Here is a 22,085-nt window from a genome sequence, read left to right as displayed (position 1 = left end):
GGCCGGCCTGACAAGCCGAACATCCCTCCCCCTGCACCAGACTCCCGACGCATCGAACCTCCCGGTATCGCGGCATCCCTCAGCCGCAGTAGTTGACGTACCGTCAGTTAAGGCAAAAGAGGCGCCGCCACTCTCCAGACGCTCCACGCGCGGGTGCCGACTGTCCGCGAAGACCACCCGACCGGCGGTGCGCAGCCCGAAGGGCCCGGAACCGCGTAGCCGTGCCGGTCCGTCCTCCAGACGCCCCGGAGGTAGCGCCTGTCGTCGGTCGGCTCCTGGTGACCGCCGCCCCCGCCGCCGGGGCCGCCCGACGGAGGTGCGCCGGCGTAGGCGTTCGCCGCGAACGTGCCGCCCAGGCCCGCCGCAACAACCGTGCTGGTGCCAAAGGTGTGCCCGCACTCGGCCGCGTAGGTGAGCATCACCATGACCTGGCAGTTAGCGCGTCCCCGGTGGACCCGCAGTGCCGGCGGGCCACCCCGACCGACCGCGTCCCCTTCTTGATCACCTGGGTGTCGTCCAGCACCGGCGTGGCCTGCGCATTCCCGAGGTGGCCGGCGATGTAGTCCTGGACCTCGGCCAGTAGCGCCCCCGCGTCCCAGGACGCCTCACCGAGGAACTTCTGGATCCGGTGCGGGGTGGCGTGCCCGGCCCGCTCGGCCATCGGCCAGCCGTTCTTGCGGCCCAGGTCCGACAGCAGACCCTCAATCAGGTCCGCGAACACCTCCCGCGGCTCCGGCCGCGCGAACAAGCGCCCCAACCCTGCGGTGAGCGAGGCCGGTTCCTCCGCCCACCCCTCCACATGCTCCGGCGCCACATCGACAAGCATGGCCAGACAACGACATCACCGATCAGCAGTCACAAGATCTGAGGCTGTAGTACTAGCCTCTCGGCCGCAACGCGGTCGCATTGTCGTTGAACCAGGACATATTTATCGCTCAACCGTATTGAGCATTCCCAGCGTTAGGCGGTCCGGTCTGCGAGTAGTAACGTGGGTCTCGCCATCATCGATGGGGTCACTCGATCCTGGTGGTCGGCCATAAATGAGTCGCCTTACGACCAGTGAGGGTTAGCCTCGGCCTTTTGCAAGAGATCGATGCGCCGCGAGGAGTCACTCATGCGCAGGAGTCTCATCGTTGCCGGTCTGGCAATACCCCCCCTACTCATGGGTGGGGTTCTCGACAGTGCGTCTGCTTCGGTGCAAAAACCCGGCGCGCAGCAAGTGGTGACGGCACAGCAGCGTGTCCCGGATCGTTCATGTAAGAACAATTACAAGTACTGTAACGGCTGGTCCAATAACGGCCGGTCCAATAACGGCCGAAATAGCGGTAGTAAGAACGGCGGTAATAGCGGTCGCAATAGTGGCCGGAACAATGGTCCCGTGGTCATCTGCCAGACGGGCGCAACTTGCAACTTCGGCAACCGGCCGAACGGCACCCAGGGCGGCACCCAGGGTGGCGGCAAGCCGGGCGGTGGCAATGCGCAGGGCGGCACCCAGGGCGGCACCCAGGGTGGCGGCAAGCCGGGCGGTGGCAATGCGCAGGGCGGCACCCAGGGCGGTGGCACGCAGGGCGGCACCCAGGGTGGCGGCACGCAGGGTGGCACCCAGCGCGGCGGATCCTAGCCCTGTTCCAACGAGCTGGGACGGGACGGCCGAAAGGGCGGTGCCCCCGGAGGGTGCCGCCTTTCGTTCAGCCTGGTCACGTGAGTGGAGGCCGTGGCGGGATTCGAACCCACGTAACTCGCTTTGCAGGCGAGCCCCTGAACCACTCGGGCACACGGCCGTGTTCGGTTGTGCTGCACGGCCGTGGCGGGGATCGGACCCACGTGACTCCCCGCGAGCGGAGCTCGCTGATGGATGCAGCGCAGGCGAGCCCCTGAACCACTCGGGCACACGGCCGTGTTCGGTTGTGCTGCACGGCCGTGGCGGGAATCGGACCCACGTGACTCCCCGCGAGCGGAGCTCGCTGATGGATGCAGCGCAGGCGAGCCCCTGAACCACTCGGGCACACGGCCGTGTTCGTGTGAATGACCGTAGGTGGGGGCGGTGGGGGTGTTCAAGGGGAGGGCCGGGGCTGCAATGTGACTGCCACGCCGCGTTCACAGAAGGGCTCGGGGCGTACGACCAAGGTCGCAGGGACGGTCCGTCTCGTGACAGGGGTCAATGTCGGTTGCGGAGCTTACTCTGACGACCATGAGTGCCCTTGAATCCCGTGACGCCGCCGTCGTGGACCCAGCCGTCGAGCAGGACGGCGGTGTGCTGAGCCGGTCCCACCGGGCCCTCAGTGTCGGCATCGTCTCCGTCGTCCTGCTTATCGCCTTCGAGGCCACCGCCGTCGGCACCGCCATGCCCGTCGCGGCCCGGGAGCTGGACGGTGTGGCTTTGTACGCCTTCGCCTTCTCCGGGTACTTCACCACCAGCCTGCTCGGCATGGTCCTCTCCGGACAGTGGTCGGACCGCAAGGGCCCCCTCGGGTCGCTGACCACGGGGATCGGGGCCTTCGCCGCGGGACTGGTCGTCGCCGGGACCGCGCAGTCCATGTGGGTGTTCATCCTCGGGCGGGCCGTCCAGGGATTCGGCGGCGGCCTGGTCATCGTCGCCCTGTACGTCGTCGTCGGGCGCGCCTACCCCGAGCGGCTGCGCCCCGCGATCATGGCCGCCTTCGCCGCGGGCTGGGTGGTGCCCTCCATCGTCGGCCCGCTCGCCGCGGGCGCCGTCACCGAGCACCTCGGCTGGCGCTGGGTCTTCCTCGGCATCCCCGCCCTCGTCGTGTTCCCGCTCGCCCTCGCCCTGCCGCAGATACGCCGGAGGGCGTCCGGACCGGTGGGCGGGGAGCCCGGCTCCGGCTCCTTCGACCGCCGGCGCATCCGGCTCGCCCTCGGCATCGCCCTCGGCGCCGGTCTCCTCCAGTACGCCGCCCAGGACCTGCGCCCCCTCTCCGTGCTGCCCGGCCTGGCCGGCGCCGCGCTGCTGGTGCCCGCCGTCCTCGGTCTCCTCCCGCGCGGCACCTACCGGGCGGCCCGCGGTCTGCCCTCCGTGGTGCTGCTGCGCGGGCTGTCCGCCGGTTCCTTCATCGCCGCCGAGTCCTTCGTCCCGCTCATGCTGGTCACCCAGCGTGGCCTGTCGCCGACGCTCGCCGGGTTCTCCCTGGCCGCGGGCGGCGGCACCTGGGCGCTGGGCTCCTGGGTGCAGTCCCGCTCGCGCGTGGAGCCGTACCGGGAACGGCTGATGACCTGCGGGATGGTGCTGGTCGCCGCCGCGATCCTCACGGCGCCCGGTGTCCTCGCGCACTCCGTCCCCGTCTGGATCGTCGCCGTCGCCTGGGGCTTCGGATGCTTCGGCATGGGCCTGGTGATCTCCTCCACCAGTGTGCTGCTGCTCCAGCTGTCCGCCCCCGAGGAGGCCGGCGCCAACTCCGCCGCCCTCCAGATCTCCGACGCCCTGTCGAACGTCGTCCTCCTCGCGGGCACCGGCGCGGCCTTCGCGGCCCTGGGCGGCGGTACCGCGGCGGCCACCGCGGCGACGGCCACCGACGGCACCCGTCCGGCCGCCTTCCTGGCCGTCTTCCTGCCGATGGCCGCGGTGGCGCTGGTGGGGGCCTGGGTGACGCGACGGCTGCGGGAGCGGTGAACCGTACAGCCGCACGGATCTGCTCGCCGCACCTGCGTACCGACGGGGTTGTGACGTGGGTCCCACCCGGGGGTGACCCGGCCTCGTCCGGGCGTTGACGGGGGTGCGCCGCCGGTAGGGTGGCCCGGTTGTCATACGTAGCCGCCGACCCAATGCACGGAGACCGTGACTACCACCGCCGCTTCCTCCACCCACTCCCACCACCTCTCGCCCGCCTTCCCGGGCCGGGCCCCCTGGGGTACCGCCAGCAAGCTGCGTGCCTGGCAGCAGGGGGCGATGGAGAAGTACATCCAGGAGCAGCCGCGTGACTTCCTCGCCGTCGCCACGCCCGGCGCCGGCAAGACGACCTTCGCGCTGACGCTCGCCTCCTGGCTGCTGCACCACCACGTCGTGCAGCAGGTGACCGTGGTCGCGCCGACCGAGCACCTGAAGAAGCAGTGGGCGGAGGCGGCCGCGCGGATAGGGATCAAGCTCGACCCGGAGTACAGCGCCGGGCCGCTCGGCCGTGACTACGACGGGGTCGCCGTCACCTACGCCGGTGTGGGCGTGCGCCCGATGCTGCACCGCAACCGGGTCGAGCAGCGCAAGACCCTCGTCATCCTCGACGAGATCCACCACGCCGGTGACTCCAAGTCCTGGGGCGAGGCCTGCCTGGAGGCCTTCGAGCCCGCCACGCGCCGGCTCGCGCTGACCGGTACGCCGTTCCGGTCCGACACCAACCCCATCCCCTTCGTGACCTACGAGGAGGACAACGCCGGCATCCGGCGGTCCGCCGCCGACTACACGTACGGGTACGGCAACGCGCTCGCCGACCACGTCGTCCGCCCGGTCATCTTCCTCTCCTACAGCGGCAACATGCGCTGGCGCACCAAGGCCGGTGACGAGATCGCCGCCCGGCTCGGCGAGCCGATGACCAAGGACGCGGTCAGCCAGGCGTGGCGTACGGCGCTGGATCCGCGCGGTGAGTGGATGCCCAGCGTGCTGCGCGCCGCCGACCAGCGGCTGACCGAGGTCCGCAAGGCCATCCCGGACGCCGGCGCCCTCGTCATCGCCTCCGACCAGGACTCCGCCCGCGCCTACGCCAAGCTGATCCGGGAGATCACGGGTACGAAGGCCACGCTCGTGCTGTCCGACGACGCCGGGGCCTCGAAGCGGATCGACGACTTCAGCGAGAGCAACGACCGGTGGATGGTCGCGGTGCGCATGGTGTCCGAGGGCGTCGACGTGCCGCGGCTCGCGGTCGGTGTGTACGCGACCACCATTTCGACCCCGCTGTTCTTCGCCCAGGCCGTCGGGCGCTTCGTCCGGTCGCGGCGCCGCGGCGAGACCGCGTCCGTGTTCCTGCCAACCGTGCCCGACCTGCTGACCTTCGCCAACGAGATGGAGAAGGAGCGGGACCACGCCCTCGACAAGCCGAAGAAGGAGGGCGAGGAGGACCCGTACGCCGAATCCGAGAAGGAGATGGAGGAGGCGAACAAGCAGCAGGACGAGGACACCGGCGAGCAGGAGCAGTTCTCCTTCGAGGCGCTGGAGTCCGAGGCGGTCTTCGACCGGGTGCTCTACGACGGCGCCGAGTTCGGCATGCAGGCCCACCCGGGCAGCGAGGAGGAGCAGGACTACCTCGGCATCCCCGGTCTGCTGGAGCCCGAGCAGGTGCAGTTGCTGCTGCAGAAGCGGCAGGCCCGGCAGATCGCGCACAGCAGGAAGAAGCCGGACAGCGAGGCCGACCTGCTGGAGTTGCCGGCCGAGCGGCGGCCGGTGGTCAGCCACAAGGAGATGATGGAGCTGCGCAAGCGGCTCAACACCCTCGTGAGCGCCTACGTCCACCAGAGCGGCAAGCCGCACGGGGTGATCCACACCGAGCTGCGGCGGGTGTGCGGCGGTCCGCCCAGCGCGGAGGCCACTCCGGGACAGCTCGAACAGCGCATCGCCAAGGTGCAGGAGTGGGCCACGCGCATGCGGTGACGCTCCACCGGGTTCGACAGCGTTTCCCCCTCGCGGCACGTGGCGCGTGTCAATTCCTGGGCCCTGCTCGTATCCGGACGAACTGAGGCAGGCCGGATCTGGCCTTGCCCGGATTCTGGACGGAGGCTTCCGCTCAGCGAACCGCCTTCGCTACTGTCCGGCTACGCACACGCCCCGTGGCAGCGCCGCCGCGGAGCGCAGCCGTGAAGCGACATGCCCGGAGCCGCCGGGCCTTCCTGCCGATCGGCGGCCTCTGAAGCGCGTCGCCGACGGGACTCGGTGTCGCATTCATCGCTCAGGGATCCGCCGACCTCACCGCCGAAGGAGTGGGCGTCGTGACCGCGGAGACCTCTCAGACGCTCGACCGGGGACTGCGTGTCCTCAAGCTGCTGGCCGACACGGACCACGGGCTGACCGTCACCGAGTTGTCCACCAAACTGGGCGTGAACCGTACCGTGGTGTACCGGTTGCTCGCCACGCTGGAGCAGCATGCGCTCGTACGACGTGATCTGGGCGGCCGAGCCCGGGTCGGGCTCGGGGTGCTGCGGCTCGGGCGGCAGGTGCATCCGCTGGTACGGGAGGCCGCGTTGCCGGCGCTGCGGTCGCTGGCCGAGGACATCGGGGCGACGGCGCACCTGACGCTGGTGGACGGGACCGAGGCGTTGGCCGTCGCGGTGGTCGAGCCGACGTGGACGGACTACCACGTGGCGTATCGGGCGGGATTCCGGCATCCGTTGGACCGGGGGGCCGCGGGCAGGGCGATTCTCGCCGCGCGGCAGGCACCGTCCGCCGACCCCGGATACACGCTCACGCACGGGGAGTTGGAGGCCGGTGCCAGTGGGGCCGCGGCGCCGCTGGTCGGGGTGACCGGGGTCGAGGGCAGTGTGGGAGTGGTGATGCTCGCGGACTCCGTCCCGGAGCGGGTGGGGCCGCGCGTGGTGGAAGCGGCACGCGAGGTGGCGGAAGCCCTGCGCTGAGCGGGCTCGGCCGCCCACTCCTCCCGGCGGTGCCACTCCCTCCGTCCGGCTGTCCGGCACCCTCGGGCCGACCCGCGCCTTTGGCCGTGCGGCCAACCCTGCCCGTCGACCTTTGGCCGATTGCCCCACCACCCTCGCCCCGCCCCTCCGCATCATCAAGGGCCTACCAGCCCGCAGGCGGAGGGAAGCAGTGGCATGGAGAGAGTCGACATCCGGCCGGAGGCCGGAGCGGGGACACCGAGGTGGGCCCGGCTCGGGCGGCGGCAGGCCGTCGGGGCGCTGGTCGGGGAGGCTGCCGCGAGTCCCCTCAAGCGGACCATGGGGGTGGCCCAGCTGACGTTGCTCAGTGTGGGTGCCACCCTCGGCACCGGCATCTTCGTGGTGCTCGGGCAGGCCGTGCCGCAGGCGGGGCCGGCCGTCGTCCTGTCCTTCGTGCTCGCCGGTGTCACCGCCCTGTTCTCCGCGCTGTCGTACGCCGAGCTGGCCGGCATGATCCCCGGCTCGGGGTCGTCGTACAGCTACGCCTACGCCACCCTCGGCGAGCTCGTCGCCTGGGTCTGCGGGTGGTGTCTGATCCTGGAGTACGGGGTGTCCGTGGCCGCCGTGGCCGTCGGATGGGGGCAGTACGTCAATGAGCTGCTCCAGCTGACGGTGGGCGTCTCCCTGCCCGACTCGCTCAGTGCCCCGCCCGGTGCCGGTGGCGTCCTCAACGTCCCGGCCGCCCTCATCGTCGTCCTCGCCATGGTGGTGCTGCTGCGCGGAGCCAAGGAGAGCGCCGTCGCCAACACCCTCATGGTCACCGTCAAGATCGCCGCCCTGGTGTTGTTCTGCGCGGTCGCGTTCACCGCCTTCCGCGCCGGGAACTTCCGTCCCCTCTTCCCGCTCGGCGCCGCCGGGATGAGCGCGGGAGCGGCCTCGCTCTTCTTCTCGTACATCGGGTTCGACGCCGCCTCCACGGCGGGCGAGGAGGCCCGCGACCCGCAACGGGACCTGCCGCGCGCGATCATCCTGTCCCTCGTCCTCGTCACCGCCCTGTACGTCCTCGTCGCCGTCGCCGCGCTCGGCGCGATGCCGTGGAAGCAGTTCGCGGGGACGGAGGCGACGCTGAGCGAGGTGCTGGTGCGGTCCGTCGGGGGCGGCGACCTGTGGCCGGTCCTGCTGTCCGTCGGAGCCGTCGTCGCCACCACCAGCGTGGTGCTGACCGTGCAGTACGGGCAGATCCGCATCCTGTTCGCCATGGCCCGGGACGGCCTGATGCCGCCGCTGTTCGCCCGCGTCCACCCGCGCACCGGTGTGCCCCGCGCCAACACCGTCATCGTGTCCACGTTCATCGCGGTCCTCGCCGCGCTGGTCCCGCTCGGCAGCCTCGCCGACGCCACCAGCATCGGCACCCTCTTCGCGTTCATGCTGGTCAACCTGGCGGTCGTCCTGCTGCGCCGGCGCGACCCCGGCGCGCCCCGCTCCTTCCGGGTTCCGTTCTCCCCGGTCACCCCGCTCCTCGGCGTCGCCTTCTGCGTCTACATGCTGGGCAGCCTGGGCACCGACACCTGGATCGCGTTCGGGGCGTGGATGGCGGCCGGGCTCGTCGTCTACGGCCTCTACGGCATCCGGCACTCCAAGCTCGACCGGCCCCAGGACCCCGCATGAGCACCCTCGACCTCACCGCCGACCTCGTCACCCTCACCCGCGCCCTGGTCGACCTGCCCTCCGAGAGCGGAGGGGAGGGGCGGATCGCGGACGCCGTCGAGGCCGCCCTGCGCGCACTGCCCCACCTCACCGTCGACCGGATCGGCCACTCCGTCGTCGCCCGGACCGGTCTCGGCCGCCCGGAACGCGCCCTCGTCGCCGGTCACCTGGACACCGTCCCGGCCGCCGGGAACCTGCCCTCGCGGCTCGCCGACGACCGGGTGTACGGGCTCGGCGCCTGTGACATGAAGGGCGGGGTCGCCGTCGCCCTCGGGCTGGCCGCCGGCCTCGACGAGCCCGACCGCGACCTCACCTTCGTCTTCTACGAGTGCGAGGAGGTGGAAGGGGACCGCAACGGGCTCGCCCGGATCGGCGCCGCGCGGCCCGACCTGCTCGAGGCCGACCTGGCGATCCTCATGGAGCCCTCCGACGCGGGCGTGGAGGCCGGCTGCCAGGGCATCCTCACCGCCGACATCGTGGTCGGGGGCGCCCGTGCGCACACCGCCCGCGCCTGGAAGGGCGTCAACGCCGCCCACAAGGCGGGCCGGGTGCTCCAGCGCCTGGACGAGCACACCCCCGAGCGCGTCGTGATCGACGGGCTGGAGTACCGGGAGGGGCTGAGCGCCGTCGCCGTACGGGCCGGGGTCGCCGGGAACGTCGTCCCCGACGAGTGCCGCGTCACCGTCAACCACCGCTTCGCACCGAGCCGTTCGGCGCAGGAGGCGGAGGCGTACGTGCGGGGTCTCTTCCCCGAGTACGACGTCCGGGTCACCGAGGTCGTCCCCGGTGCCCTGCCCCACCTGGACCGGATCGGCGGGCTCGTGGCGGCTCTCGGTGCCGCGCCCCGGCCCAAGCTGGGCTGGACCGACGTGGCCCGGTTCGCCGCGCTCGGCGTGCCCGCGCTGAACTACGGCCCCGGCGATCCCTCCCTGGCCCACACGGCGGGGGAGTACGTCCCCGTGGACCACCTCGAGCGGTGCGCGGCCGGGCTCAGGGCGTGGCTGCGCTGAGCCCGGCCAGCGTCCGCAACTGGAGCCACAGCACCAGCCGTTCGTCGGGGTCGTCCAGGTCGACCCCGGCGTGCTGCTGGAGCTGCCGGAGGCGGTAGCGGCAGGTGTTGGGGTGGACGGCGAGGAGCTTCGCCGCGCCCGCTACGTCGCAGCCCGCGTCGAACCAGCTGACCAGCGTGCGGGCGTACTCCGTGCCGTGCCCGGCGTCGTACGCCAGCACCCGACGCCAGGCGCCCGCACTCAACTCCCTCCGCCCGCCCATGACTTCACCGAGCCGGAGCAGGATCACCCGCGCCCGTACCTCGTCCACCGTGGCCACCGGAAGCTCCGCGTCCAGCACCCGCAGCACCAGGTCGGCGTCCGCCCGGGAGTCCGCGAGGCCGTCCGCGCCCGGCACCGATTCGCCGAGCGCCGCCCGCACCGGCACCCGCAGCGCCTGCCCGGCCCGCGCCACGATGTCCTCGGCGAGCCGGCGGTGCCGCTCCCCGGGCCCGGGCAGCACCGCGTACACCACCCCGTCCACGAGCACGCCGGCGTGCCGGCCGTAGCGCGCCTCGCACTGCAGGCGTACGACGTCCAGCAGGCGCAGCGCCGTGCGTTCGGCGTCCGGGACGCTCGCGGCGGAGTCGAGCACGAAGGCCGCGACCCGGGCCGGGCCGTCGACACCCAGGCGGGCGGCGGCCGTCGGCGCGTCCGGCGCCGTGCCGTCCAGCAGCCGGCGCAGCAGGTCGCTGCCCCGGTGCCGGGCCAGCTCCCGTGCCGCCCGCGCCCGCAGCAGCAGGAGCGCGGCCGTGGAGGCGCCCTGGGCGAGGGTCTCCTCGGCGTCGGGGGCGAGCGTGTCGCTGTCGATCACCCACACCGAGCCGAGCGTCTCCCCGCCGGCCCGCACCGGCATCGCCAGCCGGGGCAGGTCCGCGCCGGACAGCGCGGGCAGCCGCAGCGGGCGGTCGGCGGCGAAGAGCCGCCGGTACTGCTCGGTGTTCTCCGCGCTGGCCGGCACCTGACGGCCGAGGATGCTCTGCCGGCGGTCCTCGTCCACCGGCTGTCCGGAGACGGTCGAGTAGGCGAGGATCCGCTGCCGCGGGTCCTCGATGGCGGTGGCCCCGCCGGTCGCCGTCGCGATCGCGTCGGCCAGCGCGAACAGGTCGCCGAGCCCGGTGTCGGCGGAGGCCGAGGCGGCGGCGGGTCCGGCCGCGACGGCCGAGGCCAGCAGCAGGTGCACGTGGTGCCAGGCGGCGTCCTCGGCGACGGACAGCAGGGCCACGCCGTGCGCCTGGGCCGCCTCCTCCGGGCCGTCCGCGCCGCGCACCACCACTCCGGTCATCCCGGCCTCGGCCGCGGCCCGCAGCAGCGGCCCCGCTCGGTCCGCCGGCACCCCGACCGCCAGCAGCAGCGCGCCCGGCGTGCGGGGGAGCGGGGTGCGGCCGTCGTGCAGCACCACCTCGGTGACCGGCACGGCCTGCCCGGCGGGCGCGGTGTGCAGCCGCAGGGCGGGGCCGCCGACGACGTCGAGGAGGTCGCCGAGGGTGCAGGCGTCCATGAGGGCCCCCGAAGGCTGTTGGCGGATGGTGAAACGAACGTACGCATGCCTTGGCCGCTCGCACAACACACGGCGGGCCGACTCCTTCGAGACTCGTGCCATGACAGCAGGAGTCACCATCCGCACCGTCCACGACGTGGCCTCCCTCGCGGCCGTGGCCGACCACTTCAGTGACGTCTGGCAGACGCCCCGCACCGCCCCGCCGTACCCGGCCGAGGTCCTGCACAGCCTGGTGCACGCCGGCGGCGCCGTGCACGCCGCGTACGACGGGCAGCGGCTCGCCGGCGCGTCCGTCGCCGTCCTCGGCCCCGAGCGGAGCACGTACTCACTGGTGGCCGCCGCGGAGCGGGGTCTCGGGCACGCCGTGAAGCTGGCCCAGCGGGACTGGGCCGTGGCGCTGGGCGCCCGCACCATGCGCTGGACCTTCGACCCCCTGGTCGGCCGCAACGCCCGCTTCAACCTGGTCAAGCTGGGAGCCGTCGGCACGGAGTACCTGGTCGACTTCTACGGCCCCATGACCGACGGCGTGAACGACGGGGACGAGAGCGACCGGCTGACCGTGACCTGGCAGCTCGATGCGGCCCGCATCCCGTCGGCGCCGGAGAGCCACGGACCGGTGACCCGGCTCGCCCCCGACGGCGGTCCGCTCGTCCGGCGCGACCTCGCCGACCGGTACCTGTGGTGCCGCGTCCCCGACGACATCGTCGAGCTGCGAGCCATCGACCCCGGCCAGGCGCTGCGCTGGCGGCACGCGGTGCGCGAGGTGTTCCTGACGGCCTGCGCGGACGGGTTCCGGGCCACCGGGATGTCCCGCGACGGCTGGTACACGCTGACCCGGGCGGGGGCGGCCGCGTGAAGCTCGAGCGCGTCGAGATCGTGCACGTCGCGATCCCGCTGGTCACCGCTTTCCGCACCTCCTTCGGCACGATGACGGCGAAGGACACCTTCCTGCTGCACGTCGTGACGGACGAGGCCGAGGGCTGGTCGGAGTTCGCGGCCGACCCGGAGCCGCTGTACTGCTCGGAGTTCGTGGCCGGCGCCGAGATCGTGCTGCGCGACTTCCTGATCCCGCGCGTGGCGGCCCTGCCCCGCCTCACCACCGCCGCCCTGGCCCCGGCGACGGCCGGGGTCAAGGGGCACGAGCTGGCCAAGGCGGCCCTGGAGACGGCCGTCCTGGACGCCGAGCTGCGGGCGTACGGCCTGCCGCTCGCGACCTACCTGGGCTCGGTGCGGGACCGGGTGCCCGCGGGGGTGTCGGTCGGCATCAAGAACTCCGTCCCGGAGCTGCTGGACGACGTCGAGCGCTACCTCGCCGAGGGCTATGTCCGGATCAAGCTGAAGATCGAGCCCGGCTGGGACGTCGAGCCGGTGCGGGCGGTCCGCGAGCGCTTCGGCGGGGCGCTGCCCCTCCAGGTCGACGCCAACACCGCCTACACCCTCGCGGACGCCGAGCACCTGCGGCGGCTGGACGACTTCGGGCTGCTGCTGATCGAGGAGCCGCTGGAGGAGAACAACCTGCACGCCCACGCCCGGCTGCAGCAGCGCCTGCGCACCCCCCTCTGCCTGGACGAGTCCCTGCACCACGCCCGGGACACCGCCTCCGCGATCGCGATGGACGCCTGCCGGGTGGTGAACGTCAAGCCCGCCCGGGTCGGCGGCTACCTGGAGGCCCGCCGGGTGCACGACGTGGCCCACGCGCACGGCGTCCCGGTGTGGTGCGGCGGCATGCTGGAGACGGGCATCGGCCGCGCCCCGAACCTGGCGCTGGCGGCGCTGCCCGGCTGCACCCTCCCCGGCGACACTTCCGCCTCCTCCCGCTACTTCGCCGAGGACATCACCGAGCCGTTCGTCCTCCAGGACGGCCACCTTCCGGTCCCGACGGGCCCCGGCATCGGCATCGAGCCGCTCCCGGAGGCGCTGCGCCGGTTCACCAGGGAGCGCCGGGACCTGTACCGGGCGTGACCTGGGACCTGTACGGGCCACGTGGCTACGCGGCACGAGGGGCGCACGGGGTGTCGCGTTAGATTGATCCCGTGCTCTCACGTCTCACGCGCCCCCGGGCCCTCGCCGTCTGCGCCGTACCCGTCGTGGCCCTGATCGCCACGGCGGCGTTCGCGCCGCTGCCCTTCACGCTGGCGCAGCCCGGGTCGACGGCGAACGTGCTCGGGGAGAACAAGGGCACCCCGGTGATCACCGTCGCCGGCGCGCCGGTCCGCAGGACCGGCGGACAGCTGCGGATGGTCACGATCGTGGCGACCGGCCCGGACGCCCGGATCTCCCTCGGCGACGTGATCGGCAACTGGTTCCGCACCGACCGGGCCGTCATGCCCCGCGACGCCGTCTACCCGAGCGGTGACACCGTCAAGGAGATCGAGCAGCACAACCAGGCGCAGATGCAGCAGTCCCAGGACGCGGCGACCCAGGCGGCGCTGAAGTACCTGCACCTCAGTGCCGACAAGGTCAAGGTCAGGCTGAAGCTCGCGGACGTGGGCGGCCCGAGCGCGGGGCTGCTGTTCACCCTGGGGATCATCGACAAGCTGGACGGCGACGGCAACGGTGGCGACCTCACGGGAGGCCGCACCATCGCCGGCACGGGCACGATCGACGCCTCCGGCAAGGTCGGCGCGGTCGGTGGGGTCGCCCTGAAGACCCAGGCCGCGCGGCGGGACGGGGCCACCGTCTTCCTGGTGCCGAAGGCGGAGTGCGCCGACGCCGAGGCCGAACTCCCGAAGGGCCTGCGCCTGGTCCCGGTGACCACGCTGAAGAGCGCGGTCGACTCCCTGGTGGCCCTGGAGAAGCACAAGGACTCGGTCCCGAGCTGCTAGTTCCTGCCCCGTCCGTCCCGGTTCCGGCCCTCGGCCGCCGCCTGTTCCACCAGGGGGATGATCCGCAGCGGGACAGGGTTCTCCATGACGATCGTGGTGGAGGCGCGGACGATGCCGTCGAAACCGACGACCCGGTCGATCACCCGTTGCAGATCGGCGTTCGAGCGGGCCACCAGCCGGCACAGCATGTCCCCGCTGCCGGTGGTCGTGAGCAGCTCCAGCACCTCCGGCACGGTCGACAGGTGCGCCCGGACGTCGGTCCCCTGGCCCTGCCGGATCTGCAGCGTCGCGAACGCGGTCACCGGATAGCCGAGGGCCGCCGGATCCACCTGGGGGCCGAACCCGCGGATGACCCCGTTCGACTGGAGCCGGTCGAGCCGCGCCTGCACCGTGCCCCGCGCGACCCCCAGCCGCCGGGACATCTCCAGCACACCGATGCGCGGCTCCTGGGCCAGCAGCACGATGACGCGCCCGTCCAGATGATCGATCGCCATGGGACCCCCGAGATGGTCATCCTGTACACAAAGGCAGCCGACACGGTCGTACCACTGGTCGGATTGCCCAGTGAATACGCGAACTATTGCGCACCTTGCAGAGCGGGGCCACCCTTCCGCTATGACGCAGACCACACACCACACTCCCGACACCGCCCGGCAGGCCGACCCCTTCCCGGTCAAGGGAATGGACGCGGTCGTCTTCGCCGTGGGCAACGCCAAGCAGGCGGCGCACTACTACTCCACCGCCTTCGGCATGAAGCTCGTCGCCTACTCCGGACCGGAGAACGGCAGCCGCGAGACCGCCAGTTACGTGCTCGAGAACGGCTCCGCCCGTTTCGTCCTCACCTCGGTGATCAAGCCGAGCACCACCTGGGGCCACTTCCTCGCCCAGCACGTGGCCGACCACGGCGACGGCGTCATCGACCTCGCCATCGAGGTCCCGGACGCCCGCGCCGCCTACGCCCACGCCATCGAGCAGGGCGCGACGAGCGTCGCCGAGCCGTACGAGATGAAGGACGAGCACGGCACCGTCGTCCTCGCCGCCATCGCCACCTACGGCGAGACCCGCCACACCCTGGTCGACCGCTCCGGCTACGACGGCCCCTACCTCCCCGGCTTCGTCGCCGCCCGGCCGATGGTCGAGCCGCCCGCCCAGCGCACCTTCCAGGCGATCGACCACTGCGTCGGCAACGTCGAGCTCGGCAAGATGGACGAGTGGGTCGCGTTCTACAACAACGTCCTGGGCTTCACGAACATGAAGGAGTTCGTGGGCGACGACATCGCCACCGAGTACAGCGCCCTGATGTCGAAGGTCGTCGCGGACGGCACCCTCAAGGTGAAGTTCCCGCTCAACGAGCCCGCGATCGCCAAGAAGAAGTCGCAGATCGACGAGTACCTGGAGTTCTACGGCGGTCCCGGCGTCCAGCACGTCGCGCTGAACACCAACGACATCGTGCAGACCGTCCGCACCATGCGCGCGGCCGGCGTCGAGTTCCTCAACACCCCCGACTCCTACTACGACACCCTCGGCGAGTGGGTCGGCGACACCCGCGTGCCCGTCGAGACCCTGCGCGAGCTGAAGATCCTCGCCGACCGCGACGAGGACGGCTACCTGCTGCAGATCTTCACCAAGCCCGTCCAGGACCGGCCGACCGTCTTCTTCGAGATCATCGAGCGGCACGGCTCGATGGGCTTCGGCAAGGGCAACTTCAAGGCCCTGTTCGAGGCGATCGAGCGCGAGCAGGCCAAGCGCGGCAACCTGTAGCGCCAGGCCCTACTCGCTGGGCGGCGGTGCGTCCGGCACGTCGCCCAGCGAGCGCAGCGCCGCCTGCGCCTGCGGGGCCATGAGGGGCGAGAAGTACGGGTTGATGCGCAGCGCCTCCTGCAGATGCCTGCGGGCGGGCCCGTACTCCTCCAGCTCGCCCTCGATCATGCCCCGGTGGAAGGCGTACAGGGCGCTGCGCACCCCGCCCCCCTTCGTCTTGTCCGTGGCGATCAAGGCGTAGTCCAGCGCCTCGTCGTCCTCACCGGCCCGGTGCAGCGCCCAGCCGAGCGCGTCGGCCACCTCGATCCCCGGCTGGCGGTCCCACTCGTCCCGCAACCGCTCCACGGCCTCCACCGGGTCCCCGTGGTCCGCCTCGTACTGACCCATCAGCAGCTCGTCGTCGACCCCGCCCTCCCCCTCCCGCCGCACCTGCGTCCTGACCTGCGTGTACTGCGTGGCCGCGAGCCGGTCCTGCCCCAGTGACTCCCACAGCTCGCCCAGCTCCAGCGTGTACCGCGGGTTCGGCTGCTTGGCCAGGGCCGTCTGATAGGCGGTGAGCGCCTGTGCCGTGCGGCCCAGCGCCGCCAGCACCCGCGCCCGCCCCACCGGTGCCTCCCGCTGGTCGGGGTCGAGGCGCAGGGCCGCCTCGAAGTGCCGCAGCGCGTCCTGCAGGTCCCCGCGCTCCCAGGCCAGCTGCCCGAGCCCGGCCAGGTAGGCCGCCTGCTCGCCCGGGGTGCGGGCGCCGGCCGCCGCATCCGTCAGCTGGGCCACCGCGTCCTCACGCCAGCCCCGGTCCCGGTACACGGCCGAGGCCTGCGCCATCACGGCCGGCCGCACCGCCGCGTCGGTGTGCAGCGCCATCAGCTTGTCCAGGGACCGCCGGACCGCCTCGTAGTCACCGAGCCCGGTGTAGGCGTCGATCAGCTGCGGATACGCCGACCAGCGCCGGGGCGTGAGCTTCAGCGCCTCCTCGCCGTACCGTTTCGCCTCCGCGAAGTCCCGGCGCGCCAGCGCCAGCGCGGTCAACCCGTCCAGCGCCTCGGTGCTCGCCGCACCCCACACCTGCAGCGAGGTGCGCAGCGCCCGCTCGGCCCGCGGGAAGTCGGTGGCGTCGGCCGTCCCGCGCCCCCGCTCCACATAGGCGGTCCCCAGCACGGCCCAGGCCCGCGCGTCCGCGGGCCGCTCCCGCACCCGCTGCTCCTGCTGCCCGATGAGCGCCGTCAGCTGGGGCAGCGCGACCGGCACCCCGGCGGTCAGCGCCGCCGGGACCGCCGGCGCCCGCGGTCCGGGGGCGGGCGGCCTGACCACCCGGGACCGCCGCGGCGGCTCCTCGGGCAGCAGCGTCAGCACCGTGCCGGCGGCGACACCGCCCGCCAGCGCGGCGACCAGCACCCGCCGCAGCCACCGCCGGGAGCGGCGCGGGGCGGGCGGCTCGGCCAGCAGGGACGTACCGGGCGCGCTCAGTCGGTTGTCCATGCCGCTCACTGTGCGTCAATACGACGAGCTGATCCGGGCGGCCCAAGCGGAGGACGCACGGGGTTCACACCGATGGCCGCGAGTGCGACCCTGTGATCATGAGCCGCATCGAAGCGCCTTGCGACGAGGCAACCAGCAACCTCACCGACCGGCTCCTGGCCGGCCTGCCCGCCGAGGCCGTCCTCATCGACCCCGACGTCACCGCTTCCTACGCCCACGACATGGCCAGCTTCTGCCCGGCCGGCGCCCCGGCCGTGGTCGTCCTGCCGCGTACGGTGGAGGAGGTGCAGCACGTCATGCGCACCGCCACCGAACTACGCGTCCCCGTCGTCCCGCAGGGCGCCCGCTCCGGCCTGTCCGGCGCCGCGAACGCCACGGACGGCTGCATCGTGCTGTCCCTGGTCAAGATGGACCGCATCCTGGAGATCAGCCCCGTCGACCGGATCGCCGTGGTCGAACCGGGCGTGATCAACGCGGCCCTCTCCCGCGCGGTCGAGGCACACGGCCTGTACTACCCGCCGGACCCCTCCAGCTGGGAGATGTGCACGATCGGCGGCAACATCGGCACCGGCTCGGGCGGCCTGTGCTGTGTGAAGTACGGCGTCACCGCCGAGTACGTCCTCGGCCTGGACGTCGTCCTCGCCGACGGCCGCCTGCTGTCCACCGGGCGCCGCACCGCGAAGGGCGTCGCGGGCTATGACCTCACCCGGCTGTTCGTCGGCTCCGAGGGGTCCCTGGGCATCGTCGTCCGCGCGGTCCTCGCGCTGAAGCCCAAGCCGCCGCAGCAGCTGGTGCTCGCCGCCGAGTTCCCGTCCGCGACGGCCGCCTGCGACGCCGTCTGCCGGATCATGGAGGGCGGTCATCTGCCGTCCCTCCTCGAACTGATGGACCGTACGACTGTCAAGGCGGTCAACGACCTCGCCCACATGGGTCTGCCCGAGACCACCGAGGCGCTGCTGCTGGCCGCCTTCGACACCCCGGCCCCCGCCGCCGACCTCGCCGCTGTCGGCGCCCTGTGCGAGGCGGCCGGCGCCACCGGGGTCGTGCCGGCCGAGGACGCGGCCGAGTCCGAACTCCTCCTCCAGGCCCGGCGGCTCTCGCTGACCGCGCTGGAGGCGGTCAAGGGCACGACGATGATCGACGACGTGTGCGTGCCCCGGTCGAGGCTCGGCGCGATGCTCGACGGCGTGGAGCGGATCGCCGAGAAGTACGACCTGACCATCGGCGTCTGCGCACACGCCGGTGACGGCAACACGCACCCCACCGTCTGCTTCGACGCCCAGGACGAGGACGAGTCCCGGCGGGCCCGGGAGTCCTTCGACGAGATCATGGCCCTCGGCCTGGAGCTGGGCGGCACCATCACCGGCGAGCACGGCGTCGGTGTCCTGAAGAAGGAGTGGCTGGCCCGGGAGATCGGCCCGGTCGGGGTGGAGATGCAGCGGGCCGTGAAGCACGCCTTCGACCCGCTGGGCCTCCTCAACCCGGGCAAGGTCCTCTGAGCCCGCGCCGGTCACCGGGCGAGCAGCTGGTCGAGCGCGTCGTCGATGCCCAGCCGCCCGCCCTCGGCGCCCGGCGGCACCGCCCGCAGCGTCCGCTCCAGCCAGGCCGACACCTGCGGGAGCGGCGCCTCCAGCAGCGCCTCCCCGTCCGGTGAACTCAGCGAGACGAGAACGACACCGCGCCCGTCGACCTTCGTCGGCCACACCCGTACGTCCCCGTTCCCGCACGGCCGGAACACCCCCTCCACCAGCAGCTCACGGGCGAACGTCCAGTGGACGGGCTGTTCGGAGTCGGTGTGGAAGACGATGTGGACGGCGTACGGGTCGTCGGAGCGGTAGTCGAGCCGGGCCGGGACCGGGATGCTCCGCTCGGGCGACAGGATCAGCCGCAACTCCAGCTCCCGCTCCACCACGGTGTGATGCATGACGTGTGTCCTCTCTCCTCGGGTCTGCTCGGGGCCGCTCGGAACGGGCCCGCAGCAGGGGAGAGAGGGCAGCGGCCCGGCCATTACGCGGGTTCGGTGGCATTTTTTTTCGCGGAACCGCGCGAGTGGGTACGGCGTTGCCCGGAAAGGGGCGGGTCCGGTGGGACTGGCGGTGGCGGATGCCCGCGTCTGATAGATGTGGAGCCCCCCATCCCACCCCCGAGCAGATACGGGACGACGGACATGAGCGCCCCAACCCCGGCCCCAGGTGACGACAGGCCCCGCGAGGGCTACTACCCGGACCCGTCCATCCCCGGCTACGTCCGGTACTGGAACGGCGCCTCCTGGGTGCCCGGCACCAGCCGCCCGGCGCCCCAGGACGGCGAGCCGCTCACCCCGCCGCCCGGCGTCCGCCCGGCCGCCCCGGCCGTGGAGGAGACCGGCCCGCACTTCTTCGACGAGGACCCGCGCTCCCCTGCCTGGGGCGCCGACGGGCAGGGGAGCGCGGGGCACGCGGGCACCGGCGGCCCGCAGCCCGGCGGATCCGGTGCCGGTGACGCCGACGGCCGGGCCGCCTGGGGCACCGACCCGCGTCTGCCCGCCGACGGACCGGCCGGGCCGGCCGGCCACGCCCACCGTGCCGACGGCACGGCACCGGTCCCGCCGGCGGACGACGACACCCCGGACCCCGGCGGCACCTTCATCTTCCGCCGCCCGGTCCCGGGCCCGGCGGCGGTCAGGGACGAGGGCACGATGACGTTCCGCCCGGTCCCCGGCCAGGGCCGGCCGGGTCCGCGGACACCGGCCGGCGGACCGGGCACCCCGGGCGCGGACGGGAACGCGGGCCACGCACCCGGCGGCGCGGACTTCGGACCGCAGGCGTCGGGCCAGGGAGCCGGTGGCGGTGCCGGGTTCGGCGCGCACGACCCCGGCCGCGCGGGTCTCGGTTCGCCCGGCGCCGACCCCGCGGGCGGCCCCGGTTCCGGGGCGCCCGTCCCCACGCAGCATCAGGCCGCCGGCGGGCATCCCGGTGCGGGCCCCGCGCAGGGCGCCGGCGGGTCGGGCGGTGCGCAGGGGGCGCATCCAGGGGACCCCGGCCTCGGCGCACCCGGCGTCCAGGGCCCCGTCGGAGCGCCCTCGGCCGCCGCGGGATCCCCGGCACACTCCACTGCGCCCGCCGGCCCCGGTTTCAGCGCCGGGAAGGCTGCCGCCGAGCGAGCCGCCGCGCAGGCGTCCCAGGCCCACGCGGCCCAGCCCCCGCAGACCCCGCACGCCCCCGACACCTCCGGGCCGCAGACACCCCACGCCGCCCAGCCCCCCGCCGCGGCCCCCTCGGTGCCGCAGCAGGCGGGGCCTCAACAGGTGAGGCCGGCCGCTGCCCCCGCCACCCCGCTGACCGCCGGACCCGGTGGCGGTCAGGCGTCCTGGGCGCAGCAGGTGCACCAGCTGGCCGGTGGGGCGGAGGAGCAGCCGGTGGCGCCGTGGAAGCCGCCGGTGGAGGACGTGTTCCAGGCGGCGGCGCGGCGCCGGGCAGCGGCCCGCCCGGCCGGACTCGGCAAGCGGTTCGCCGCCCGGCTGATCGACAGCCTGGTGCTGGGCGCCGTGACGGCCGTCGCCGCCGTACCGCTCGGGATCAAGGCCGTCGACCACGTCCAGCAGAAGATCGACGCGGCCAAGCTGTCCGGCCGCGAGGTCACCGTCTGGCTGCTCGACGGCACGACCGGCACGAGCCTCGGCATCGTCCTCGCCGTCCTGCTGCTCGGCGGCGTCCTGTACGAGGTGCTGCCGACCGTCAAGTGGGGCCGCACCCTCGGCAAGAAGCTGTGCGGTCTTCAGGTGCGGGACATCGAGGCGCACGAGCCCCCGACGTTCGGCCCGGCGCTGCGCCGCTGGCTCGTCTACAGCGTGCCCGGGCTGCTCGGCATCGGGATCCTGGGCGTGCTGTGGTGCCTGTTCGACCGGCCCTGGCACCAGTGCTGGCACGACAAGGCGGCCCACACCTTCGTCGCGGACTGACGCGGGGACACCCCCCGTACCCCGTCCGGCCGTCCGCCGGGTGCGGAGCCGGGACGTTCGCGGTCCACTCGGGCCATGAGCAGCGAACCGCCCCCCGGCTCCGGACCGCAGCCCCCCGAAGACGACCCGCTGAGGAAGCGGCCCCCGTCGGACCAGGGGTCGGGCTCGCCGTACGACACCCCGTACGGCGGCGCCCAGCAGCCCCCACCGCCCGGCGGTGGCCAGCCACCCCCCTACGGCGGCGAGCACCCGCCGCCACCCGGCGGCGGCCCCTACGGCGGGGGAGGCGGCCCGTACGGTCCCGGTGGCGGCCCGTCCGGCCCCGGCGGCTATCCCGCCGATCCGCTCGCCGGCATGCCCCCGCTCGCCGACAGCGGCAAGCGCACCCTCGCGCGCATCATCGACATGATCCTCGTCGGGATCGTCGTCTGGCTGGTCACCTGGCCGATCGGTGCCCACGAGTACAACGTGAACACCGACAGGATCGAGACCTCCGGCACCATCTGGCAGTCCGTCGTCGCCGCCGTCCTCTACGTCGCCTACGACACCTTCCTGATCGCCAGAACGGGTCAGACCCTCGGCAAGAAGTGGCTGCACATGCGCGTGGCCAACCTGGACAACGGCGCGACCCCCTCCACCCAGACCTCGCTCAACCGCGCCCTGGTGCTCTGGGTGCCGTTCGCCTTCTGCTGCGCCTGCATCTGGACGGCGATCTGTGGTGGCTGGAGCTTCTTCGACAAGCCGTACAAACAGGGCCTGCACGACAAGGCGGCCAAGACGGTGGTGGTCAGCACCGGTTGAGGCGGGACCGGGCGCACAGCGCGACCGGGCACAGAGCAGCGGCGGGTCCGTGAGAAGCGCGGGCCCGCCGCTGCCGTGTGCTCCGGTCAGAGCCTGCTGGACACCGGCTGCTCCTCGGCGGCGGGCTCCTCGGCCGCGGACCCGGCGGTGTCGGCCGGCGCCGCGGCCGTGTCCGCCGTTCGCGCCCCTGGCAGCGGTACCGTCATCGCCACGAGCAGCCCGAGGGCCAGCGCCACGAGAGCGATCACGGCGATCCCGAGGCCCGAACTCGTCTGCGACAGCAGCAGCATGGCGAGCGTCGAGAAGATCACGGTGCACGAACCGTAGATGAGCTGTGCGGAGGTCGGACGAGGCATGGCAATCGTGTCCTCGGAAGTCTGCGGAGGTCTTCGGGTGTCGGGGGTGCCTTCGACTCTCTCTTCGCGTGCATGCCCGAGCCGAACGCCTGGTAAGCGTGACCTAACCCACGGTACCGG

At 72.9% G+C, this 22,085-nt stretch carries 19 protein-coding genes, 3 tRNA genes and 1 pseudogene; 13 read left to right on the top strand and 10 right to left on the bottom strand.

Annotation, left to right across the window (positions count from 1 at the left end):
* Window positions 1-218: 218 nt before the first annotated feature.
* Window positions 219-323: pseudogene (locus tag ACIHEJ_RS17330) on the bottom strand (dioxygenase); the annotation flags it as partial.
* Window positions 324-418: 95 nt separating this feature from the next.
* A complete protein-coding gene (locus tag ACIHEJ_RS17325; RefSeq protein WP_400135932.1) occupies window positions 419-826 on the bottom strand; it encodes a transposase in 408 nt (135 codons plus the stop codon).
* Between the two features lie 288 nt (window positions 827-1,114).
* On the opposite strand from ACIHEJ_RS17325, the gene ACIHEJ_RS17320 reads away from it, so the two are divergent.
* On the top strand, window positions 1,115-1,621 hold the full coding sequence (locus tag ACIHEJ_RS17320; RefSeq protein ID WP_400135929.1) for a hypothetical protein: 507 nt from the start codon (window positions 1,115-1,117) through the stop codon (window positions 1,619-1,621).
* 85 nt (window positions 1,622-1,706) lie between these two features.
* Here the strand turns inward: ACIHEJ_RS17320 and ACIHEJ_RS17315 are convergent.
* From ACIHEJ_RS17315 to ACIHEJ_RS17305, 3 genes are all read right to left on the bottom strand, one after another.
* Window positions 1,707-1,781: transfer RNA gene (locus ACIHEJ_RS17315), tRNA-Cys, on the bottom strand.
* Between the two features lie 18 nt (window positions 1,782-1,799).
* Window positions 1,800-1,897, bottom strand: a tRNA-OTHER gene (locus tag ACIHEJ_RS17310).
* An 18-nt stretch (window positions 1,898-1,915) separates the two neighbouring features.
* Window positions 1,916-2,013 (bottom strand) — tRNA-OTHER (locus ACIHEJ_RS17305).
* Window positions 2,014-2,191: 178 nt separating this feature from the next.
* On the opposite strand from ACIHEJ_RS17305, the gene ACIHEJ_RS17300 reads away from it, so the two are divergent.
* The 5 genes from ACIHEJ_RS17300 to dapE all read left to right on the top strand — a co-directional run bounded on the left by ACIHEJ_RS17300 (window position 2,192) and on the right by dapE (window position 9,266).
* On the top strand, window positions 2,192-3,628 hold the full coding sequence (locus ACIHEJ_RS17300; protein WP_400135926.1) for an MFS transporter: 1,437 nt from the start codon (window positions 2,192-2,194) through the stop codon (window positions 3,626-3,628).
* Between the two features lie 165 nt (window positions 3,629-3,793).
* Window positions 3,794-5,593: a DEAD/DEAH box helicase gene (locus ACIHEJ_RS17295; RefSeq protein WP_400135923.1), complete on the top strand. Its 1,800-nt coding sequence runs from the start codon at window positions 3,794-3,796 to the stop codon at window positions 5,591-5,593.
* A gap of 335 nt (window positions 5,594-5,928) precedes the next feature.
* Window positions 5,929-6,570: an IclR family transcriptional regulator gene (locus tag ACIHEJ_RS17290; protein ID WP_191870603.1), complete on the top strand. Its 642-nt coding sequence runs from the start codon at window positions 5,929-5,931 to the stop codon at window positions 6,568-6,570.
* Window positions 6,571-6,765: 195 nt separating this feature from the next.
* Window positions 6,766-8,217: an amino acid permease gene (locus ACIHEJ_RS17285; protein ID WP_400135919.1), complete on the top strand. Its 1,452-nt coding sequence runs from the start codon at window positions 6,766-6,768 to the stop codon at window positions 8,215-8,217.
* Entirely contained in the window at window positions 8,214-9,266 is a 1,053-nt protein-coding gene (dapE, locus tag ACIHEJ_RS17280; protein ID WP_400135916.1) for a succinyl-diaminopimelate desuccinylase, read from the top strand. The genes ACIHEJ_RS17285 and dapE overlap by 4 nt, the downstream gene beginning before the upstream one ends.
* Here the strand turns inward: dapE and ACIHEJ_RS17275 are convergent.
* Window positions 9,247-10,806: a PucR family transcriptional regulator gene (locus ACIHEJ_RS17275; protein ID WP_400135914.1), complete on the bottom strand. Its 1,560-nt coding sequence runs from the start codon at window positions 10,804-10,806 to the stop codon at window positions 9,247-9,249. The two genes, dapE and ACIHEJ_RS17275, sit on opposite strands and share 20 nt — an antisense overlap.
* Before the next feature lie 100 nt (window positions 10,807-10,906).
* Here ACIHEJ_RS17275 and ACIHEJ_RS17270 point away from each other — a divergent pair, with 100 nt between their 5' ends.
* The 3 genes from ACIHEJ_RS17270 to ACIHEJ_RS17260 all read left to right on the top strand — a co-directional run bounded on the left by ACIHEJ_RS17270 (window position 10,907) and on the right by ACIHEJ_RS17260 (window position 13,631).
* Window positions 10,907-11,662: a chorismate synthase gene (locus ACIHEJ_RS17270; protein ID WP_400135911.1), complete on the top strand. Its 756-nt coding sequence runs from the start codon at window positions 10,907-10,909 to the stop codon at window positions 11,660-11,662.
* Window positions 11,659-12,768: an o-succinylbenzoate synthase gene (gene menC, locus ACIHEJ_RS17265; protein ID WP_400135909.1), complete on the top strand. Its 1,110-nt coding sequence runs from the start codon at window positions 11,659-11,661 to the stop codon at window positions 12,766-12,768. Before ACIHEJ_RS17270 ends, menC begins: the two co-directional genes overlap by 4 nt.
* A gap of 71 nt (window positions 12,769-12,839) precedes the next feature.
* Entirely contained in the window at window positions 12,840-13,631 is a 792-nt protein-coding gene (locus ACIHEJ_RS17260; protein WP_400135907.1) for a S16 family serine protease, read from the top strand.
* On the opposite strand, the gene ACIHEJ_RS17255 is transcribed toward ACIHEJ_RS17260, so the two are convergent.
* Window positions 13,628-14,125, bottom strand: coding sequence for an Lrp/AsnC family transcriptional regulator (locus ACIHEJ_RS17255; RefSeq protein ID WP_400135904.1), 498 nt, complete (start codon window positions 14,123-14,125; stop codon window positions 13,628-13,630). The two genes, ACIHEJ_RS17260 and ACIHEJ_RS17255, sit on opposite strands and share 4 nt — an antisense overlap.
* Window positions 14,126-14,246: 121 nt before the next feature.
* Here ACIHEJ_RS17255 and hppD point away from each other — a divergent pair, with 121 nt between their 5' ends.
* Window positions 14,247-15,392 carry a 4-hydroxyphenylpyruvate dioxygenase gene (gene hppD / locus ACIHEJ_RS17250; RefSeq protein WP_400135901.1) on the top strand — a complete coding sequence of 382 codons (1,146 nt, stop codon included), beginning with the start codon at window positions 14,247-14,249 and terminating at the stop codon, window positions 15,390-15,392.
* A 9-nt stretch (window positions 15,393-15,401) separates the two neighbouring features.
* Here the strand turns inward: hppD and ACIHEJ_RS17245 are convergent, their stop codons facing one another.
* Complete coding sequence (locus tag ACIHEJ_RS17245) at window positions 15,402-16,868, bottom strand: tetratricopeptide repeat protein (RefSeq protein WP_400135898.1); 1,467 nt, start codon at window positions 16,866-16,868, stop codon at window positions 15,402-15,404.
* 92 nt (window positions 16,869-16,960) lie between these two features.
* Here ACIHEJ_RS17245 and ACIHEJ_RS17240 point away from each other — a divergent pair, with 92 nt between their 5' ends.
* Complete coding sequence (locus ACIHEJ_RS17240; protein WP_400135895.1) at window positions 16,961-18,367, top strand: FAD-binding oxidoreductase; 1,407 nt, start codon at window positions 16,961-16,963, stop codon at window positions 18,365-18,367.
* An 11-nt stretch (window positions 18,368-18,378) separates the two neighbouring features.
* On the opposite strand, the gene ACIHEJ_RS17235 is transcribed toward ACIHEJ_RS17240, so the two are convergent.
* Entirely contained in the window at window positions 18,379-18,792 is a 414-nt protein-coding gene (locus tag ACIHEJ_RS17235; protein ID WP_400135893.1) for an SsgA family sporulation/cell division regulator, read from the bottom strand.
* 243 nt (window positions 18,793-19,035) lie between these two features.
* Between ACIHEJ_RS17235 and ACIHEJ_RS17230 the strand changes: the two genes are divergently transcribed.
* Both ACIHEJ_RS17230 and ACIHEJ_RS17225 read left to right on the top strand, forming a co-directional pair.
* Window positions 19,036-20,808 (top strand): RDD family protein, encoded by a 1,773-nt coding sequence (locus ACIHEJ_RS17230; protein ID WP_400135890.1) that lies wholly within the window; start codon window positions 19,036-19,038, stop codon window positions 20,806-20,808.
* A 75-nt stretch (window positions 20,809-20,883) separates the two neighbouring features.
* On the top strand, window positions 20,884-21,609 hold the full coding sequence (locus ACIHEJ_RS17225; protein WP_400135887.1) for an RDD family protein: 726 nt from the start codon (window positions 20,884-20,886) through the stop codon (window positions 21,607-21,609).
* Between the two features lie 86 nt (window positions 21,610-21,695).
* On the opposite strand, the gene ACIHEJ_RS17220 is transcribed toward ACIHEJ_RS17225, so the two are convergent.
* Window positions 21,696-21,965: a hypothetical protein gene (locus tag ACIHEJ_RS17220; RefSeq protein WP_400135884.1), complete on the bottom strand. Its 270-nt coding sequence runs from the start codon at window positions 21,963-21,965 to the stop codon at window positions 21,696-21,698.
* Window positions 21,966-22,085: the final 120 nt, after the last annotated feature.

This window comes from Streptomyces sp. NPDC052301 (assembly GCF_044593395.1).
In the GTDB taxonomy this organism is placed as follows: Bacteria; Actinomycetota; Actinomycetes; order Streptomycetales; family Streptomycetaceae; genus Streptomyces.
Note: the sequence above shows the minus strand (reverse complement) of the source record. Positions and strands in the feature narration are given on the sequence as shown.

Excerpts from the sequence above, each read along its gene's own strand:
- ACIHEJ_RS17300 (WP_400135926.1), top strand. The coding sequence starts at position 2,192 with ATGAGTGCCCTTGAATCCCGTGACGCCGCCGTCGTGGACCCAGCCGTC.
- ACIHEJ_RS17245 (WP_400135898.1), bottom strand. The coding sequence starts at position 16,868 with ATGGACAACCGACTGAGCGCGCCCGGTACGTCCCTGCTGGCCGAGCCG.
- ACIHEJ_RS17230 (WP_400135890.1), top strand. The coding sequence starts at position 19,036 with ATGAGCGCCCCAACCCCGGCCCCAGGTGACGACAGGCCCCGCGAGGGC.
- ACIHEJ_RS17275 (WP_400135914.1), bottom strand. The coding sequence starts at position 10,806 with ATGGACGCCTGCACCCTCGGCGACCTCCTCGACGTCGTCGGCGGCCCC.
- ACIHEJ_RS17255 (WP_400135904.1), bottom strand. The coding sequence starts at position 14,125 with ATGGCGATCGATCATCTGGACGGGCGCGTCATCGTGCTGCTGGCCCAG.
- dapE (WP_400135916.1), top strand. The coding sequence starts at position 8,214 with ATGAGCACCCTCGACCTCACCGCCGACCTCGTCACCCTCACCCGCGCC.
- ACIHEJ_RS17235 (WP_400135893.1), bottom strand. The coding sequence starts at position 18,792 with ATGCATCACACCGTGGTGGAGCGGGAGCTGGAGTTGCGGCTGATCCTG.
- ACIHEJ_RS17225 (WP_400135887.1), top strand. The coding sequence starts at position 20,884 with ATGAGCAGCGAACCGCCCCCCGGCTCCGGACCGCAGCCCCCCGAAGAC.
- ACIHEJ_RS17320 (WP_400135929.1), top strand. The coding sequence starts at position 1,115 with ATGCGCAGGAGTCTCATCGTTGCCGGTCTGGCAATACCCCCCCTACTC.
- ACIHEJ_RS17325 (WP_400135932.1), bottom strand. The coding sequence starts at position 826 with ATGCTTGTCGATGTGGCGCCGGAGCATGTGGAGGGGTGGGCGGAGGAA.
- hppD (WP_400135901.1), top strand. The coding sequence starts at position 14,247 with ATGACGCAGACCACACACCACACTCCCGACACCGCCCGGCAGGCCGAC.
- ACIHEJ_RS17285 (WP_400135919.1), top strand. The coding sequence starts at position 6,766 with ATGGAGAGAGTCGACATCCGGCCGGAGGCCGGAGCGGGGACACCGAGG.
- ACIHEJ_RS17220 (WP_400135884.1), bottom strand. The coding sequence starts at position 21,965 with ATGCCTCGTCCGACCTCCGCACAGCTCATCTACGGTTCGTGCACCGTG.
- ACIHEJ_RS17270 (WP_400135911.1), top strand. The coding sequence starts at position 10,907 with ATGACAGCAGGAGTCACCATCCGCACCGTCCACGACGTGGCCTCCCTC.